Source organism: Pseudonocardia sp. EC080619-01 (genome assembly GCF_001420995.1).
GTDB lineage: Bacteria > Actinomycetota > Actinomycetes > Mycobacteriales > Pseudonocardiaceae > Pseudonocardia.
Map to the genome: position 1 here is coordinate 5,200,450 of NZ_CP012184.1, position 16,319 is coordinate 5,216,768.

The 16,319-nt window shown below is 74.1% G+C and carries 13 protein-coding genes; 10 read left to right on the forward strand and 3 right to left on the reverse strand.

Annotated elements, in window-relative coordinates; all coding sequences use genetic code 11:
• The first annotated feature begins 162 nt into the window (after positions 1 to 162).
• The 5 genes from yajC to AD017_RS24415 all read left to right on the forward strand — a co-directional run bounded on the left by yajC (position 163) and on the right by AD017_RS24415 (position 6,602).
• Complete coding sequence (gene yajC / locus AD017_RS24395; protein WP_010236957.1) at positions 163 to 549, forward strand: preprotein translocase subunit YajC; 387 nt, start codon at positions 163 to 165, stop codon at positions 547 to 549.
• Between the two features lie 146 nt (positions 550 to 695).
• Complete coding sequence (gene secD / locus AD017_RS24400) at positions 696 to 2,456, forward strand: protein translocase subunit SecD (protein WP_060575687.1); 1,761 nt, start codon at positions 696 to 698, stop codon at positions 2,454 to 2,456.
• Positions 2,453 to 3,619: a protein translocase subunit SecF gene (gene secF, locus AD017_RS24405; protein WP_060575688.1), complete on the forward strand. Its 1,167-nt coding sequence runs from the start codon at positions 2,453 to 2,455 to the stop codon at positions 3,617 to 3,619. Before secD ends, secF begins: the two co-directional genes overlap by 4 nt.
• Positions 3,616 to 4,185: an adenine phosphoribosyltransferase gene (locus AD017_RS24410; RefSeq protein WP_010228317.1), complete on the forward strand. Its 570-nt coding sequence runs from the start codon at positions 3,616 to 3,618 to the stop codon at positions 4,183 to 4,185. The genes secF and AD017_RS24410 overlap by 4 nt, the downstream gene beginning before the upstream one ends.
• A gap of 128 nt (positions 4,186 to 4,313) precedes the next feature.
• Positions 4,314 to 6,602 carry a bifunctional (p)ppGpp synthetase/guanosine-3',5'-bis(diphosphate) 3'-pyrophosphohydrolase gene (locus tag AD017_RS24415; protein WP_029239437.1) on the forward strand — a complete coding sequence of 763 codons (2,289 nt, stop codon included), beginning with the start codon at positions 4,314 to 4,316 and terminating at the stop codon, positions 6,600 to 6,602.
• A gap of 4 nt (positions 6,603 to 6,606) precedes the next feature.
• Here the strand turns inward: AD017_RS24415 and AD017_RS24420 are convergent, their stop codons facing one another.
• Positions 6,607 to 6,849 (reverse strand): hypothetical protein, encoded by a 243-nt coding sequence (locus tag AD017_RS24420; RefSeq protein WP_010228314.1) that lies wholly within the window; start codon positions 6,847 to 6,849, stop codon positions 6,607 to 6,609.
• A gap of 182 nt (positions 6,850 to 7,031) precedes the next feature.
• A complete protein-coding gene (locus AD017_RS37270) occupies positions 7,032 to 7,874 on the reverse strand; it encodes a peptidylprolyl isomerase (RefSeq protein ID WP_060575689.1) in 843 nt (280 codons plus the stop codon).
• A 131-nt stretch (positions 7,875 to 8,005) separates the two neighbouring features.
• Between AD017_RS37270 and hisS the strand changes: the two genes are divergently transcribed.
• Positions 8,006 to 9,313, forward strand: a complete 1,308-nt coding sequence (hisS, locus tag AD017_RS24430) for a histidine--tRNA ligase (RefSeq protein WP_010228310.1) — start codon at positions 8,006 to 8,008, stop codon at positions 9,311 to 9,313.
• 2 nt (positions 9,314 to 9,315) lie between these two features.
• The gene (locus AD017_RS24435) at positions 9,316 to 9,861 is read left to right on the forward strand and encodes a bifunctional 2-polyprenyl-6-hydroxyphenol methylase/3-demethylubiquinol 3-O-methyltransferase UbiG (protein WP_060575690.1); all 546 of its coding nucleotides are present in this window, start codon (positions 9,316 to 9,318) and stop codon (positions 9,859 to 9,861) included.
• Position 9,862: 1 nt separating this feature from the next.
• On the opposite strand, the gene AD017_RS24440 is transcribed toward AD017_RS24435, so the two are convergent.
• On the reverse strand, positions 9,863 to 11,359 hold the full coding sequence (locus AD017_RS24440) for a YibE/F family protein (protein WP_227012574.1): 1,497 nt from the start codon (positions 11,357 to 11,359) through the stop codon (positions 9,863 to 9,865).
• Positions 11,360 to 11,460: 101 nt separating this feature from the next.
• On the opposite strand from AD017_RS24440, the gene AD017_RS35860 reads away from it, so the two are divergent.
• Genes AD017_RS35860 through AD017_RS24460 form a run of 3 tightly spaced genes read left to right on the forward strand, consistent with a single transcriptional unit; the run spans position 11,461 to position 16,319 of the window.
• Positions 11,461 to 13,476, forward strand: a complete 2,016-nt coding sequence (locus AD017_RS35860; protein WP_060575693.1) for an intein-containing Rv2578c family radical SAM protein — start codon at positions 11,461 to 11,463, stop codon at positions 13,474 to 13,476.
• A gap of 56 nt (positions 13,477 to 13,532) precedes the next feature.
• On the forward strand, positions 13,533 to 15,377 hold the full coding sequence (gene aspS / locus AD017_RS24455) for an aspartate--tRNA ligase (RefSeq protein WP_060575694.1): 1,845 nt from the start codon (positions 13,533 to 13,535) through the stop codon (positions 15,375 to 15,377).
• Entirely contained in the window at positions 15,378 to 16,319 is a 942-nt protein-coding gene (locus tag AD017_RS24460) for a DUF389 domain-containing protein (RefSeq protein WP_010235436.1), read from the forward strand.

Here is a 16,319-nt window from a genome sequence, read left to right on the forward strand (position 1 = left end):
GATCCGGGCATCCGGCCCGTTACCTCGCGGGCCGGGCGCCCGGGGCGCCGCTCGGCCCCGGTGCACCGCGACGAGCGGTCCAGGCCCGGGAGGGCCCCGCCCGTCGGTGTCCGCCCCGGCTGGCACACTCACGATTACGAGACGAGACGGAGAACCCGCACGATGGATCTGAACCTTGCGCAGGAGGCCGGTGGTTCGGGCCTGCTGTCCCTGCTGCCCTTCCTCATCATCCTGCTGCTGTTCGTGCCGCTGTTCCTGAACGGCCGCAAGCAGCGCAGGCAGATGGCGGAGACGCAGGCGATGCAGCAGGCGCTGGAGGACGGCGACGTCGTCGTCACCACGTCCGGGCTGCGGGGCACGATCGTCGACGCCTCGTACGAGGACACGATCGACCTCGAGATCGCCGACGGTGTGGTCACCACGTGGCTGCGCGCCGCGATCCGGGAGAAGGTCGCCGCCGACGAGCCCGCCGACGAGCAGGCCGAGACGGCACCGTCCGAGAAGACCGAGCAGTCTGAGCAGTCGGAGAACAAGCCGACGATCCACTGAGCACGTCGGGAGCGGGCCCCGAGGCCCGCTCCGGCGGCCCCGGCGCCACGGCCGGGCCCGGCACCCGGGCCGGCCTGGCCGGGTGAGCAGGCCGTGAGGCAGGCCGGCCGAGGCCGCCTCGCGAGTCGGATTCGGGAGAACACCACGTGGCAACGTCGTCGGGGCAGCAGCGTGTGCGCCCCTGGCGCTACCTGACCGCCTTCCTGGGCATCGTCGTGATCCTCTACACCCTGGTGCTCTTCACCGGGGGCGGGAACCTCACGCCGAAGCTGGGCATCGACCTGCAGGGCGGAACCCGCGTCACGCTCACCGCCCGCGCCGTCGACGGGCAGCCGCCGCCGCGCGACCAGCTGGTCCAGGCCGAGTCGATCATCGAGCAGCGCGTCAACGGGCTCGGTGTCAGCGGCGCCGAGGTCCAGCTGGACGGCAGCAACATCGTCATCACCGTCCCCGGCGACCAGGGCGAGCAGGCCCGGTCGCTCGGCCAGACCGCCCAGCTGCGGTTCCGCGAGGTCGTCGAGGGACCGATCCCCGCGGACCCGGCCGCGCAGCAGCAGCCGGCGCCCGGCGGCCAGCCCGCCCCCGGCGCGCAGCCCGGCCAGGAACCGGCCGGGGCGCCGGCGGGCCAGGCTCCCGCGGCACCGCAGCCGCAGGGGATGGGGGCGGCCGGCGAGCAGAGCCGCGCCGTCGCCCCGGTGGCGCAGAGCTCCCCGCTGCAGGACCCGCCGCCCGCGCCCGAACCCCCGGGCCCGACCGGCGCCGCGACCCCGACCGACCCGCGGGTCGCCGCCGAGGTCGAGCAGCTGCGCGCGACCCGGCAGAGCAGCGACCAGGCCACCCAGGTGCAGGCACTGCTCGCGCTGAACTGCGCGGGCCCGGATCCGCTGCAGGGCTACGACGACCCGGCCCAGCCGCTGGTCACCTGCGGTGAGGACGGCACGACCAAGTACATCCTCGGCCCGTCCTTCCTCGAGGGCACCGAGATCGCGTCCGCGCAGCCGCAGCAGAGCCAGGGCGCCGCCGGCTGGGCGGTCGGCCTGACCTTCAAGCCGCAGGGCGCCGAGACGTGGGGCCAGTACACGACCGCCAACGTCGGGAAGAACGTCGCGTTCGTCCTCGACGGCGACGTGGTGTCCGCGCCCTCGATCAACCAGCCGATCTACGGCCAGACCCAGATCAGCGGGCAGTTCAACCAGGAACGCGCCCAGGACCTGGCGCAGACCCTGCGATACGGCTCGCTGCCGCTGGCCTTCGACCCGGGCACCGCACAGACCGTGTCCGCGACGCTCGGCCTGGCCTCGTTGGAGGCCGGACTGATCGCCGGTGCGGTCGGCCTCGCCCTGGTCTTCGTCTACTGCCTGTTCTACTACCGGCTGCTCGGGCTGCTGACGATCCTGTCGCTGGTCCTGTCCGGCGTGGTCGTGTACGCCGTCCTGATCCTGCTCGGGCGGTGGATCGGGTTCACCCTCGATCTCGCGGGCGTCGCCGGCTTCATCATCGCGATCGGCATCACCGCGGACTCGTTCGTGATCTTCTTCGAACGCCTGAAGGACGAGATGCGGGAGGGCCGGACGTTCCGCTCGGCGGTCCCGCGCTCGTGGGAACGGGCCAGACGGACGATCCTCACGGCCGACGCGGTCAGCTTCCTGGCCGCGGCCGTGCTCTACATCCTGGCCGTCGGTGAGGTCCGCGGGTTCGCCTTCACCCTCGGCATGTCCACCGTCCTCGACCTGGTCGTGGTCTTCCTGGTGACGTTCCCGCTGGTCGTGCTGATCTCCCGGTCGAAGTCGCTGGGCAGGCCCGGCCTGTCCGGGCTCGCGGCGGTCGACCGGATCGGTGCCCGGCACCGGCGGGACAAACCCGCCGTCGGGCAGCGTGCCACCAGCGGGAAGGGAGCGGGAGCATGACGGCCCCCGAGCGGACGTCGGGCTGGACCCGGCTCACCACCGGCACCGCGAGCGCCGACATCGTCGGCCGGAAGAAGCTCTGGTACATCGGGTTCGGCGTGCTGCTCGCGGTCTGCGTGCTGTCGCTGGTGTTCGGCGGGTTCAACCTCGGCATCGACTTCACCGGCGGATCGCAGATCCAGCTGCCGGCCACCGGTGCGAACGGGCCCATCAGCGTCGAGCAGGTCGACCGGATCTACACCGACGTCGTCGGGACCGCCCCCGAGGTCAGCCAGGCCGTCGGGACCGGGGACTCGGCGTCGATCGTGATCCAGTCCGAGCCGCTGACCCCGGAGCAGCTCGTCCCGCTGCGGGAGGCGCTGTTCCAGCAGCTCCAGCCGATCGGCGGGGGCGGCGTCCCGAGCGAGGCCGCGATCAGCGACTCCCAGGTCTCGGGCACCTGGGGCGGTGAGGTCACCACCCAGGCACTGATCGCGCTGCTGGTCTTCATCGTGCTGGTCACGATCTTCCTGGCGGTCTACTTCGAGCGGGCGATGGCCGCGGCGGCGCTGGTGGCGCTGATCAACGACATCGTCGTCACCGCGGGCGTCTACTCGATCATCGGCCTCGAGGTCACACCGGCGACGGTGATCGGGCTCCTGACGATCCTCGGGTTCTCGCTCTACGACACCGTCGTCGTGTTCGACAAGGTGCGGGAGAACTCGCGCGGGCTGCTCAAGCTGACCCGCCGCAGCTACGCCGAGGCCGCGAACCAGGCGCTCAACCAGACGCTGATGCGGTCGATGAACACCTCGCTCATCGCGATCCTGCCGGTACTGGGCCTGCTGGTGATCGGCGTCGGGCTGCTCGGCGTCGGCACGCTCGCCGACCTGGCGCTCGTCCAGCTCGTCGGCATGATCTCCGGTGTCGTCTCCTCGCTCCTGCTGGCGACCCCGGTGCTGGTCGACATCAAGATGCGCGACGGGCGCTTCCGCGACCAGGCCGAGCGGGTCGCCGCCCGCCGGGCCCGCGCCGCGGCCGTCCGGGACGGTGAGGAGGTGCCGGACGCGGCCGAGCCCGCCACCGACACGTTCGCCGCGGTGAGCAGCACGTCGCGCTCGGCCCCGGCCGCGCCGCGGCCCGGGGTGCGCCCCACCGGCAAGACGGGCAGGAAGCGCCGGTGACCGCCGTCGACGGCATCCGGGTCGGCCCCGGCATCGACGGGGAGTCCGCCGAGGACCTGCTGCAGGTCGCCGGCCTCGTCCGCTCGGTGCCCGACTACCCGCAGCCGGGGGTGCTGTTCCGCGACATCACCCCGGTGCTCGCCCACGGCGGCTCGTTCGCGACGGTGACCACCGAGCTGGCCGCCCGCACCGGCGACGCCGACGTCGTCGTCGGGGTCGAGGCGCGCGGCTTCCTGCTCGGGGCGGCGGTCGCGCTCGTCGCCGGCGTCGGGACGGTGCCGGTCCGCAAGGCAGGCAAGCTGCCCGCCGTCGCCGCGTCGCGCAGCTACGAGCTGGAGTACGGCACCGCGACGCTGGAGCTCCCGGCCGGCGTGCTCGAACCGGGCACCCGGGTGTACGTCGTCGACGACGTGCTGGCCACCGGCGGCACCGCCGCCGCGGCGTGCGCGCTGCTCGCCGACGCGGGGGCCGACATCGTCGGCTTCGGCACGCTGATGGAGCTGACCGCGTTGAACGGCCGCACGAAGCTGGGTGACCTGCAGGTGGACGCCTTGTTGAGCGCGTAGGAGCACACGTTCCGCCCCGGGACGGTCCGCGGACTATCCTCGGGGCGGGACCACTCCCGCTACCGGCACGATCAGGAGGTGCGGTGACCGAGGTCGACCGGACGACGGCCCATCCCGCGACGCGGCCGCTGACCCCCGCCGACGACGAGCCTCCCCGCCCGTCCGCGACCCGGCGGGTCCGCGCCCGGATCGCCCGGCGGATGACGCCGCAGCGGGTCGCCATCGTCAAGCCGGTCCTGGAACCGCTGGCCGCGGTGCACCGCTCGCTGCACCCCAAGGCCGACCTGATGCTCCTGCAGCGGGCCTACGACGTCGCCGAGTCGAAGCACGAGGGCCAGACCCGCAAGTCCGGCGACCCGTACATCACCCACCCGCTCGCCGTCTCGACGATCCTCGCCGAGCTGGGCATGGACACGACGACGCTGGTCGCCGCCCTGCTGCACGACACCGTCGAGGACACCGACTACTCGCTGGAGCGGCTGCGCACCGACTTCGGCGACGAGGTCGCGCACCTGGTCGACGGCGTCACGAAGCTGGACAAGGTCGAGTTCGGCACCGCGGCCGAGGCCGAGACGATCCGCAAGATGGTCGTGGCGATGGCCCGGGACCCGCGGGTGCTGGTCATCAAGCTGTCCGACCGGCTGCACAACATGCGCACGATGCGCTTCCTGCGGCCGGAGAAGCAGGTCAAGAAGGCGAACGAGACCCTCGAGGTGTTCGCCCCGCTCGCCCACCGGCTCGGCATGGCCACGGTGAAGCTGGAGCTCGAGGACCTGTCGTTCGCGATCCTGCAGCCGAAGAAGTACCAGGAGATCGTCCGCCTGGTCGCCGACCGGGCGCCGTCCCGGGACACCTACCTGCGGCAGGTCATCGACGAGGTGACCTCCCAGCTCGACTCGGCACGGATCCCGGCGAAGGTCGAGGGACGGCCGAAGCACTACTACTCGATCTACCGCAAGATGATCGTCAAGGGCCGCGACTTCGACGACATCCACGACCTCGTCGGCGTGCGGGTGCTGGTCGAGGAGGTCCGCGACTGCTACGCCGCGATCGGCATGGTGCACGCGCTCTGGCAGCCGATGCCCGGCCGCTTCAAGGACTACATCGCCCAGCCGCGGTTCGGCGTCTACCAGTCGCTGCACACCACCGTCATCGGCCCGGACGGCAAGCCGCTCGAGGTACAGATCCGGACGCACGCGATGCACCGCACCGCGGAGTACGGCATCGCCGCGCACTGGCGGTACAAGGAGATCAAGGGCGGCCAGAGCAAGGAGGTCGAGGTTGAGGAGATGGCGTGGATGCGCCAGCTGCTCGACTGGCAGCGGGAGGCCGCCGACCCGGGCGAGTTCCTCGACTCGCTCCGTTTCGACCTCGCCGCCCGGGAGATCTTCGTCTTCACGCCGAAGGGCGACGTCGTCACCCTGCCCACCGGGTCCACCCCGATCGACCTGGCCTACGCCGTGCACACCGAGGTCGGGCACCGCTGCATCGGCTCGCGGGTCAACGGCAAGCTCGTCGCGCTCGAACGGCAGCTCTCCTCCGGCGACGTCGTCGAGATCTTCACCTCCAAGGCCGAGGACGCGGGGCCGTCCCGGGACTGGCTCGCCATCGCCAAGTCGCCGCGGGCCAAGGCGAAGATCAAGCAGTGGTTCGCGAAGGAGCGCCGCGAGGAGGCCGTCGAGGAGGGCAAGGAGGCCATCACCCGGGAGGCGCGCCGCACCGGGATGCCGCTCCAGCGGCTCATCTCCGGCGACGCCATGTCCGCGCTCGCCCGGGAGATGCACTACTCCGACGTCTCCGCGCTCTACGCCGCGGTCGGCGAGCACCAGGCCAGCGCCCAGCACGTGGTGCAGCGCCTGGTCGCCTGGTTCGGCGGCGAGGAGGAGGCCGAGGAGGAGCTCGCCGAGCGGGCGACGCCGTCGACGGTCCGGCACCGGCGGCCGTCCGGGAACGCCGGCGTCGTCGTGCAGGACGGCGACGGCCACGAGATGGGCGACCTGTACGTCAAGCTCGCCCGCTGCTGCACCCCGGTGCCGGGCGACGAGATCCTCGGCTTCGTGACCCGCGGCGGCGGGATCAGCGTGCACCGCACCGACTGCACCAACGCGGGTGACCTCACGGCCCGCGAGGAGCGGCTGGTCGACGTCGCCTGGTCGGTGTCGCCGGAGTCGGTGTTCCTGGTGGCGATCCAGGTCGAGGCGCTGGACCGGCACCGGCTGCTCTCCGACGTCACGAAGGTCCTGGCCGACGAGAAGGTCAACATCCTGTCGGCGTCGACGACGACGTCGCGGGACCGGGTGGCGGTCTCCCGTTTCTCGTTCGAGATGGGCGACCCGAAGCACCTCGGGCACCTGTTGCAGGCGGTGCGCAACATCGAGGGCGTGTACGACGTCTACCGGGTCACCAGCGCGGCCTGACCGGTCACGCGGCGGCGAGCAGTGAGCGGCCCGCGTCGGTGAGGTGCGGCCGCAGCGGGGCGGCGCCCGACGCCTCGACGAGCCCGTCGTCGGCCAGCCGCACCCCGGCGAACTGGTCGCAGAAGCACACGCCGTCGATCGTGAGCGAGTGGCACTCGCCGTCGGTGACGGTGCAGCGGTCCGCGGCGATCGCACGCAGCACGGCCCGGTCCCGGTGGCTGAGCAGGGGGCGGATGGTGGTGGACATGATCGCCGCCTTTCGGTGCGGGGCAGGTGGGCCGTGCGGTCGTTCCGGACGGTTCCCAGACTGTCGCGGCGGATCCCGCCCGGCCATCGAGCGGGCCCCACCACGCCCGGGGTGGACCCCCGGACGCAGGTAGGGACCACCCCCGCACCGCGATCTCATCGGTGCGGGGCGGGGGTGGGCGTTCAGCCGACGGTCGCGCCCTGGATCTCCACCGGGACGTTCGGCGTGCCGTCACCGGACCCGACCGACTCGCCGCCCTTCGCGACCGTGTCGAGGGTCGACAGCCCCTGCGGGCCGATGGACCCGAACACGGTGTAGTTCGGCGGGAGCTGGGCGTCGCCGTAGATCATGAAGAACTGGCTGCCGTTGGTGTCCGGGCCCGCGTTGGCCATCGCGAGCAGCCCGCGGCCGTAGGTGAGCTCGGGGAAGACCTCGTCGGCGAACGAGTAGCCGGGGCCGCCGCTGCCGCGCCCGGTCGGGTCGCCGCACTGCAGCACCTGCAGGCCCGGGCTGGTCGTCAGCCGGTGGCACGACGTGCCGTCGAAGTAGCCCTGCTGCGCCAGGTTCGCGAAGCTGTTCACGGTGCACGGCGCGAGTGCCCGGTCCAGGGTGAGGTCGATGGTCCCCGCGCTGGTCTGCAGCGTCGTGGGGACCTGCCCCTCCGCGGAGACCTGACCGCCCGGGGGCGGGGTGGCCGGCTTCGAGGCGGGCTCCGGCGACGCCGCGTAGGCGCAGTCGACCGACGCGGGCAGCGCGGTGGGCCGCTGCGGCAGCGGCACCGTGGGCAGGCCGGAGGTGTCCGGCCCGTCACCCTGCGCCTGGGCGGGCGGCGCGGCCTCCTCGGGTCCGCCCCACGCCGCGGTCAGCGCGTAGACGCCCCCGGCGGCTAGCGCGACGACCAGTACCGTCGCGACGGCGGCGATCGTCGTCGTCCGCTTCCGCTTCTCCGCCCGCTCGGCCCGGTGGGCCTGCTGGGCAGCGAGCTTCCGCTTCGCCGCCTCCCGGCGCTGCTCGTTCGTCGCCACGCTCCGCCACTCCCTGCTTGATCATTCGTTCCGACGGAGGGTAGCGGGGCGACCTGAGAGGGATTCTGAGAGACGGCGGTCCTAGGCTGGAGGGGCTTCCGGACGACAGCACGAGAGGACGTGGACCTGCAGTGACCGCCACCGAGCAGCGGGCGGACGGGCCCCGGGCACGCAAGCCCGAGCCGTTCGCCGCGCCGAAGGGCATCCCGGAGTACCTTCCGACGGATTCGGCGGGCTTCGTCCATGTCCGGGACACCCTCGCCGCGGCTGCCGCCCGGGCGGGGTACGGCTACATCGAGCTCCCGGTGTTCGAGGACACCGGGCTGTACGCCCGCGGGGTGGGGGAGTCCACCGACGTCGTCTCCAAGGAGATGTACACCTTCGCCGACCGCGGCGAGCGGTCGGTGACGCTGCGCCCGGAGGGCACCGCAGGCGTCGTCCGGTCGGTGATCGAGCACAACCTCGACAAGCAGGGGCTGCCGGTCAAGCTGCGTTACGCCGGGCCGTTCTTCCGCTACGAGCGCCCGCAGGCCGGCCGGTACCGGCAGCTGCAGCAGGTCGGCGTCGAGGCGATCGGCGTCGACGACCCCGCGCTCGACGCCGAGGTCATCGCGGTCGCCGACGAGGGCTTCAAGGCGCTCGGCCTGACCGGCTACCGGCTGGAGCTCACCTCGCTCGGCGACGCCGAGTGCCGTCCCGCCTACCGCGAGCGGCTGCAGGAGTTCCTGTCCGGCCTGGACCTCGACGAGGCGACCCGCGAGCGGGCCGCGATCAACCCGCTGCGGGTGCTCGACGACAAGCGACCCGAGGTGCGCGCGGCGATGGCGGGGGCCCCGCTGCTGATGGACCACCTGTCCGACGCGTCGGCCGAGCACCACGCGCAGGTCCTCGCGCACCTCGACGACCTCGGCGTCGCCTACACGGCGAACCCGCGGATGGTGCGCGGCCTGGACTACTACACGAAGACGACCTTCGAGTTCGTCCACGACGGTCTCGGGGCCCAGTCCGGGATCGGCGGCGGCGGCCGGTACGACGGCCTGATGGCCACCCTCGGCGGGCCGGAGCTGTCCGGCGTCGGGTTCGGCATCGGCGTCGACCGGACGCTGATGGCCTGCGCCGCCGAGGGCGTGCAGCCGTGGACGACCGCCCGGGCCGAGGTGTTCGGGGTGCCGCTGGGCGACGCCGCGAAGCGCAGGCTCGTCGTCGTCGCGGCCGAGCTGCGGGCCCGCGGGGTGCGGGTCGACCTCTCCTACGGCGGGCGCGGCCTCAAGGGCGCGATGAAGTCGGCGGACCGCTCCGGCGCCCGGTTCGCGCTGGTCCTGGGCGACCGCGACCTCGAGAACGGCACCGTCGGGCTCAAGGACCTCGCCTCCGGCGAGCAGCAGGACGTCCCGCTCGACGCCGTCACCGGAGCCGTCGTCACGGCCCTCGCGAGCTGACCGTGGCCGTCGACGACCAGGAGCGTTGGGACGCCCGGCACCGCGCGGCCGGCGTCGGCACCCCGCAGCCACCGGACGCGCTGCGGCCGCACACCGGGCTGCTGCCGGCCACCGGCCGGGCGCTCGACGTCGCCTGCGGCCGCGGGTCCGTCGCCGCGTGGCTCGCCGCGCAGGGGCTCGACGTCGTCGCGGTGGACGTCTCGCCGGCCGGGCTCGCGGCCGGGGCGGCGCTCGTCGCGGCCGAGCAGCCGCCCGGGCGGGTCCGCTGGGTCCAGGCGGACCTCGACCACGGGTTCCCCGCCGACGACGACGTGTACGACGTCGTCGTCTGCCAGCGGTTCCGGGCCCCCGCGCTCTACCCGGCGCTCGCCGCGGCCGTCGCTCCCGGCGGGCTGCTGGTGGTCACCGTGCTCTCCGAGGTCGGCGACACCGGCGGGCAGTACCGGGCCGCCCCCGGCGAGCTTCCGGCGGCGTTCGGCGAGCTGGAGGTCGTCGCCCACCACGAGGGCGGCGGGGAGGCGCACCTGGTGGTCCGCCGGCCCGCCTGAGTCAGCGACGGGCGGCGACGAGCGCCGCGAGACCGGTCGTCACCGGCACCGCGGCGACCAGCCCGATGCTGCCGACCAGCGTCCGGACGATCTCGGTCGCGACGTCCTGGCTTGTCAGGACCTCCGTCACGCCGCCGGCCGCCACCGAGAACAGCAGCAGCAACGGGAGCGCGGCGCCGGCGTAGGCCAGCACGAGGGTGTTCACCGCGGACGCCACGTGGTCGCGGCCGATCCGCATCCCGGCGGCGAACAGCTCGCGGGGCCCGAGCCGCGGGTTCGCCGCACCGAGCTCCCAGACCGCCGACGCCTGGGTGACCGTCACGTCGTCGAGCGCACCGAGCGCGCCGATCACGAGCCCGGCCAGGACCAGGCCGCGCGGGTCGATCGGGACGCCGGGGCCGAGCGTCCCGATCAGGTTGGCCGTCGTGTCGTCCAGCCCGGTGAGCCGGGTGGCCGCGGTGAAGGCGTAGCCGAGCACGCCGATCAGGGCCAGCGACGCGAGCGTCCCCAGTACCGCGCACGACGTACGGGCGCTGAACCCGTGGGTCAGGTACAGCACCACGAACATGATCAGGCACGACCCGGTGACGGCCACCGCGAGCGGTGACCCGCCCGACAGGATCGCCGGCAGGACGAACCACAGCAGCACGGCGAAGCTGAGCAGCAGGCCCACCAGGGCGGCGAACCCGCGCAGCCGCCCCAGCAGCACGACGGCCACCGCGAACGCCGCCGCCAGCCAGCCCAGCGCGGGCCCGCGCTGGAAGTCGTTGAGCTGGTACGAGCCCGCCTCGTCCGGGTTCCCGCCGGACCAGGCCATCGTCACCGGGTCGCCGACGGCGAACCGCGGGCTGGACGGCTCGGTCGGGACGAGCTGCACGAGGTCGCGTCCGGCCCGGGGGCCGTCGGTCATCCGGACGGTGACGCCGGTGCAGGCCCCGTCGCCGGAGCCGGGGGAGCAGTCCGCGACCTGGACGGACTGCACGTCGCCGTGCACCTGCTCGGTCGGCGGCAGCTCGGGTGCCGGGACCGGCCCCGGCCACAGCAGGACGAGACCGGTGAGGGTCGCGAGGGCGCAGGGGACGAGCAGCGCGACGAGGAGGTTCCGCACCCGTCGGCCGGCGGGGGAGGGGGCGCCGTGTCCGTGCCCGTGGCCGTGCCCGGTGCCGGCGTGGTCCTCCTCGGCCCGGCGTCGCGCCGCACGGCGCCCGGTGCCGGTCGGGGCGCCGGCGGGCACCGGCCCGGTGGCGTACCCGCCGCCGTGCTCCTGCCCGGCGCCCTCCGTTCCCGGGGCCCACGGCGCGTCGGGACGACGAGCGGCCCGCTCCGGCGGCGGGCCACCGGGACCGGGACGCCCCGGCACGGGCGGGGTCGCACGGGGCCGGGGGACACCGTGCCCGTGGCCGTCGCCGGGCTCGGGGCGGCGCCGCCTGCCGGACGGCTGCCCGCCCCGCGGGTCCCCGGGGTACGGGTGCCGCGGGCCGGGATCGTCGGGATGCACGTCCGCATCCTCGCAAGCGATCACCGCACCGCCGACCGGTCCTCGCCCGGAGGCGGCCGCCGGGCGACGACCGGTTGCCCGGTGTTCGAACTTGTGTTCGAATGACTCTCGTGCGGTGGAACGGGCAGCAGGTGGGGATCGACGGGATCGGCGCGGACGCGGCGCTGCCGGGGATGCGCGGGTTGCTGCGCACGGTGCGTACGCCGGAGTTCGCGGGGACGGTGTTCCACGAGGTGGAGGCGCGGTCGGTGCTGAACCGGGTGGCGTCGTCCTCGCCGGTGCCGTTCGGGTGGACGGTGAACCCGTACCGCGGCTGCTCCCACGCGTGCACCTACTGCCTCGCGGGCGACACCCCGGTGCTGACGGCCGACGGCCGGTCCCGCCCGATCGGGGAGCTCCGCCCGGGCGACGAGGTGGTCGGCACGACGTCCGACGGGCGGGGCCGCCGCCGGTTCGTCCGCACCCCGGTGCTCGCGCACTGGTCCACCCGGCGCCGCGCCCAGCGGGTGTCCCTGACCGACGGCACGGTGCTGGTCACCTCGGCCGAGCACCGCTTCCTGACCGGCGAGGGCTGGGCCCACGTGCGGCCGGGGCGGTGCCGGGCCTCGGCGGACCGTCCGCACCTGCGGCCCGGCTCCGCGCTGGTGGGGCCCGGCGCGGCGGCGATGCCCCGCGGCGCCCGGCCGCCCGGCTACGACGAGGGCTACCTCTGCGGCCTGGTCCGGGCCGACGCGGTCCGGTCCCGGGTGACGGCCGAGGCGTTCCCGTCGGCGTGGGTGGAGCTGGAGGCGGTCGCCCGCGCCCACCACCTGATCGGCGAACCGGCACGGGCGACCGCACCGTCGGCGGCCCCGGCCGCGGCGCAGCGGCCGTCGCCCACGGTGTGGCCGGAGCACCCCGGGCAGGGCTGGTCGGCGGGATTCGTCGGCGGTGTGCTCGACGCCTGCGGCCAGGTCTCGGCGGGGGTGCTGCGGATCGTCCCGGGCGACGAGCAGCTCACCCGGGCCACGGTCGCGGCGGTGCGCCGGCTCGGGTTCCGGGTGGCGTCCGAACCGTCCGGGCGGCCGGGTGCGCGCGCGTTGCGGGTGCTCGGCGGCGCGGCGGAGCAGCTGCGGCTGGTCGCGGTCGCGGACCCGGCCGTCGCGCGGGTCCGCGACGTCACCGGTGCCCTCGTCGAGGAGCCGCCGGAAGGGGCCCCGCAGGTCACCGGTGTGCACGACACCGGCCGGGTGGTCCCGATGTACGACATCACCACCGGCACGGGTGACTTCGTCGCGGCCGGGGTCGTCAGCCACAACTGCTTCGCCCGCAACACCCACACCTACCTCGACCTCGACGCGGGCGCGGACTTCGACTCCCAGATCGTGGTGAAGGTGAACGCCGCCCGGGTGCTGGAGCGTGAGCTGGCGCGGCCGTCGTGGCGGCGGGAGCACGTCGCGATGGGCACCAACACCGACCCGTACCAGCGGGCCGAGGGCCGCTACCGGCTGATGCCCGGGGTGATCGGGGCGCTCGCCCGGTCCGGCACACCGTTCTCGATCCTGACCAAGGGCACCGTGCTGACCCGGGACCTGCCGGACCTGGCCGCGGCGAACCGGGACGTCCGGGTCGGCACCGGGGTCTCGGTCGCGTTGCTCGACCGGGAGCTGCAGGCGCGCCTGGAACCGGGGACGCCGAGCCCGCGGGCCCGGCTCGACCTGGTCCGGCGGATCACGGAGGCGGGCCTGCCGTGCGGGGTGATGGTCGCGCCCGTCCTGCCGTGGCTCACGGACTCGGCCGAGGCGCTCGACGCGCTGCTCGGGGAGATCGCCGCGGCCGGTGCCTGCCGTGCCACCGTGCTCGCGCTGCACCTGCGGCCCGGGACCCGCGAGTGGTTCCTGCAGTGGCTGGGCCGCGAGTACCCGGCCCTGCTGCCCCGCTACGAGAAGCTCTACCGCCGGGGGGCGACGGCCGACCGCGAGTACCGCGCCGCACTCCGGAGCCGCGCCGCGCCACTGCTGGCCCGGCACGGCCTGGACGGTCCGGAGGCCGATCCGGGCGACCCCGGCTGGACCCGTCAGGAACCGGCCGCACCCCCGCCACGGGAGCCTCGCGACGAGCAACTCAGCCTGCTGTGACCCGACGGCAAGCCTGGTGACGGGCCGGTCGGGGGCGGCGGATAGCCTTGTCCGCCGTGATGCGAACCCACCCTGTCGGCACGCTGCGTGCCGAGAACGCCGGCCAGACCGTGACCCTCGCCGGATGGGTGGCCCGCCGCCGCGATCACGGCGGCGTGATCTTCATCGACCTCCGGGACCGGTCCGGTTCCGCGCAGGTCGTGTTCCGCGAGGGCGAGATGGCCGAGCGGGCCCACCGGCTGCGGTCGGAGTTCTGCGTGCAGGTCGTCGGCGAGGTCGTCCGGCGCCCCGAGGGCAACGAGAACTCCGAGCTGCCCACCGGCGACATCGAGGTCACGGTCACCGGGCTGACCGTGCTGTCCGAGGCCGCGCCGCTGCCGTTCCCGATCGACGAACACACCGGGGTCGGCGAGGAGATCCGGCTGACCCACCGCTACCTGGACCTGCGCCGCTCCGGCCCGGCGTCGGCGATGAAGCTGCGCAGCGACGTCAACAAGGCCGCCCGCGACGTGCTCGCCGCCGAGGACTTCATCGAGGTCGAGACGCCGACCCTGACCCGGTCCACCCCGGAGGGCGCCCGCGACTTCGTCGTCCCGGCCCGGCTGCGTCCCGGTTCCTGGTACGCGCTGCCGCAGAGCCCGCAGCTGTTCAAGCAGCTGCTCATGGTCGGTGGCCTGGAGCGCTACTACCAGATCGCGCGCTGCTACCGCGACGAGGACTTCCGCGCCGACCGCCAGCCCGAGTTCACCCAGCTCGACATCGAGATGAGCTTCGTCGAGCAGGACGACGTCATCGCGCTGGCCGAGAAGGTGCTCGTCGCGCTGTGGAAGCTGGTCGGCCACGACATCCCGGCGCCGATCCCGCGCATGAGCTACGCCGAGGCGATGTCCCGCTACGGCTCGGACAAGCCCGACCTGCGGTTCGGCTTCGAGCTGACCGAGCTGACGTCGTACTTCGCGGACACCGGGTTCCGGGTCTTCCAGAACCCCTACGTCGGCGCCGTCGTCATGCCGGGCGGCGCCTCGCAGCCGCGCAAGGTGCTCGACGGCTGGCAGGAGTGGGCCAAGCAGCGCGGTGCCCGCGGCCTGGCCTACGTGCTGATCGGCGAGGACGGGCAGGTCGACGAGCGCGGCCCGGTGGTCAAGAACCTGTCCGAGACCGAGCGGGCCGGCCTGGCCGCGGCCGTCGGCGCGAACCCCGGCGACTGCATCTTCTTCGCGGCGGGGACGCCGTCCGACGCCCGCGCCCTGCTCGGCGCCGCCCGCGGCGAGATCGCGCGGCGGGTCGGCGCGATCGACGAGTCCGCCTGGTCGTTCGTGTGGATCGTGGACGCCCCGCTGTTCGAGTCCACCGCCGACACCGACGACGTCGCCGTCGGCGGGGGTGCCTGGACCGCGCTGCACCACGCCTTCACCTCGCCGACCCCGGACTGGATCGACACCTTCGAGCAGAGCCCGGGCGAGGCGCTGGCCTACGCCTACGACATCGTCTGCAACGGCAACGAGATCGGCGGCGGCTCGATCCGTATCCACGACGCCGACGTGCAGAAGCGCGTCTTCGAGATCATGGGCCTGTCCGAGGCCGAGGCCAAGGAGAAGTTCGGCTTCCTGCTGGACGCCTTCTCCTACGGCCCGCCGCCGCACGGCGGGATCGCGTTCGGCTGGGACCGGATCACCGCGCTGCTCGCCGGGGTCGACTCCATCCGCGAGGTCATCGCGTTCCCGAAGACCGGCGGCGGCTTCGACCCGTTGACCCAGGCCCCGGCGCCGATCACCGCCGCCCAGCGCAAGGAGGCCGGGGTCGACGCGAAGCCGGCCCAGCCGGCGCCCGGCGGCTCCGCGCCCGGCAGGCCGGCCGAGACCGGCGGCGGCGCACCGGAGAAGCCCGGCCCGGCCGCGTAGGTGCTGCACCTGCGGGTGGTCTGCCCGTCCGGGCGGACCACCGAGGTCTGCGAGGTCCTCACCGCCGAACCCGGGGTGGCCCACCTGGTGGTCCACCCCGGGGCGGCGGTGCGCCCGCCCGGCGACCTGGTCGAGGCCGACGTCGCGCGCGAGTGCACCGACGACCTCCTCGGCCGGCTCGCCGATCTCGGCGTCGATCACGACGGCGGGATCACCCTCGAGCAGCTCGACACCGTGCTCTCCGACCGGGCCGACGCCGCCGAGGAGGCCGCCCCCGGGGACGGGGCGGACGCCGTCGTCTGGGACGAGCTGATCCACCGGACCGGCGAGGAGTCCCGGCTCTCGCTCACCTTCCTGACGTTCCTCACGATCGCGTGCCTGCTCGCCGCGGTCGGCGCCGTCACCGACTCCCCGGTGACGGTCGTCGGCGCGATGGTCCTCGGCCCCGAGTTCGGGCCGATGGCGGCGATGGCCGTCGGGCTGGTGCTGCGCCGTGCCGACCTGATCCGGCGGGGCGCGGCCGCGCTGCTGGTCGGGTTCCCGTTCGCGATGGCCGTCACCGCACTGGCGACCGTCCTGTTCGACCTGTTCGGCTGGCTGTCGTCGGCGTCGCTGGACGGGCTCGAGCAGATGGACTTCATCTACGAGGTCGGGCCGTTCTCGCTGGTCGTGGCCGTCCTCGCGGGTGCCGCGGGGATGCTGTCGCTGACGTCGGCGCGGTCGTCGGCGCTGGTCGGCGTGTTCATCTCGGTGACGACCGTCCCCGCCGCCGCGTACGGCTCGGTCGCGGCCATCGAGGGCCGCTGGGTGGAGGCCGCGCTGTCGGTGCTGCAGCTCGGTCTCAACCTGGCCGGGGCGATCGGATCGGCGGCCGTGGTGCTGCTGCTCGCCCGGCACCGGTCCCGGCGTCGGGGCGCAGACCGCACGCTCTCCGAAGGGTAG

Coding starts and splice junctions, on each gene's coding strand:
- secF (WP_060575688.1), top strand. CDS start 2,453: ATGACGGCCCCCGAGCGGACGTCGGGCTGGACCCGGCTCACCACCGGC.
- AD017_RS24420 (WP_010228314.1), bottom strand. CDS start 6,849: ATGTCCACCACCATCCGCCCCCTGCTCAGCCACCGGGACCGGGCCGTG.
- yajC (WP_010236957.1), top strand. CDS start 163: ATGGATCTGAACCTTGCGCAGGAGGCCGGTGGTTCGGGCCTGCTGTCC.
- AD017_RS35860 (WP_060575693.1), top strand. CDS start 11,461: ATGACTCTCGTGCGGTGGAACGGGCAGCAGGTGGGGATCGACGGGATC.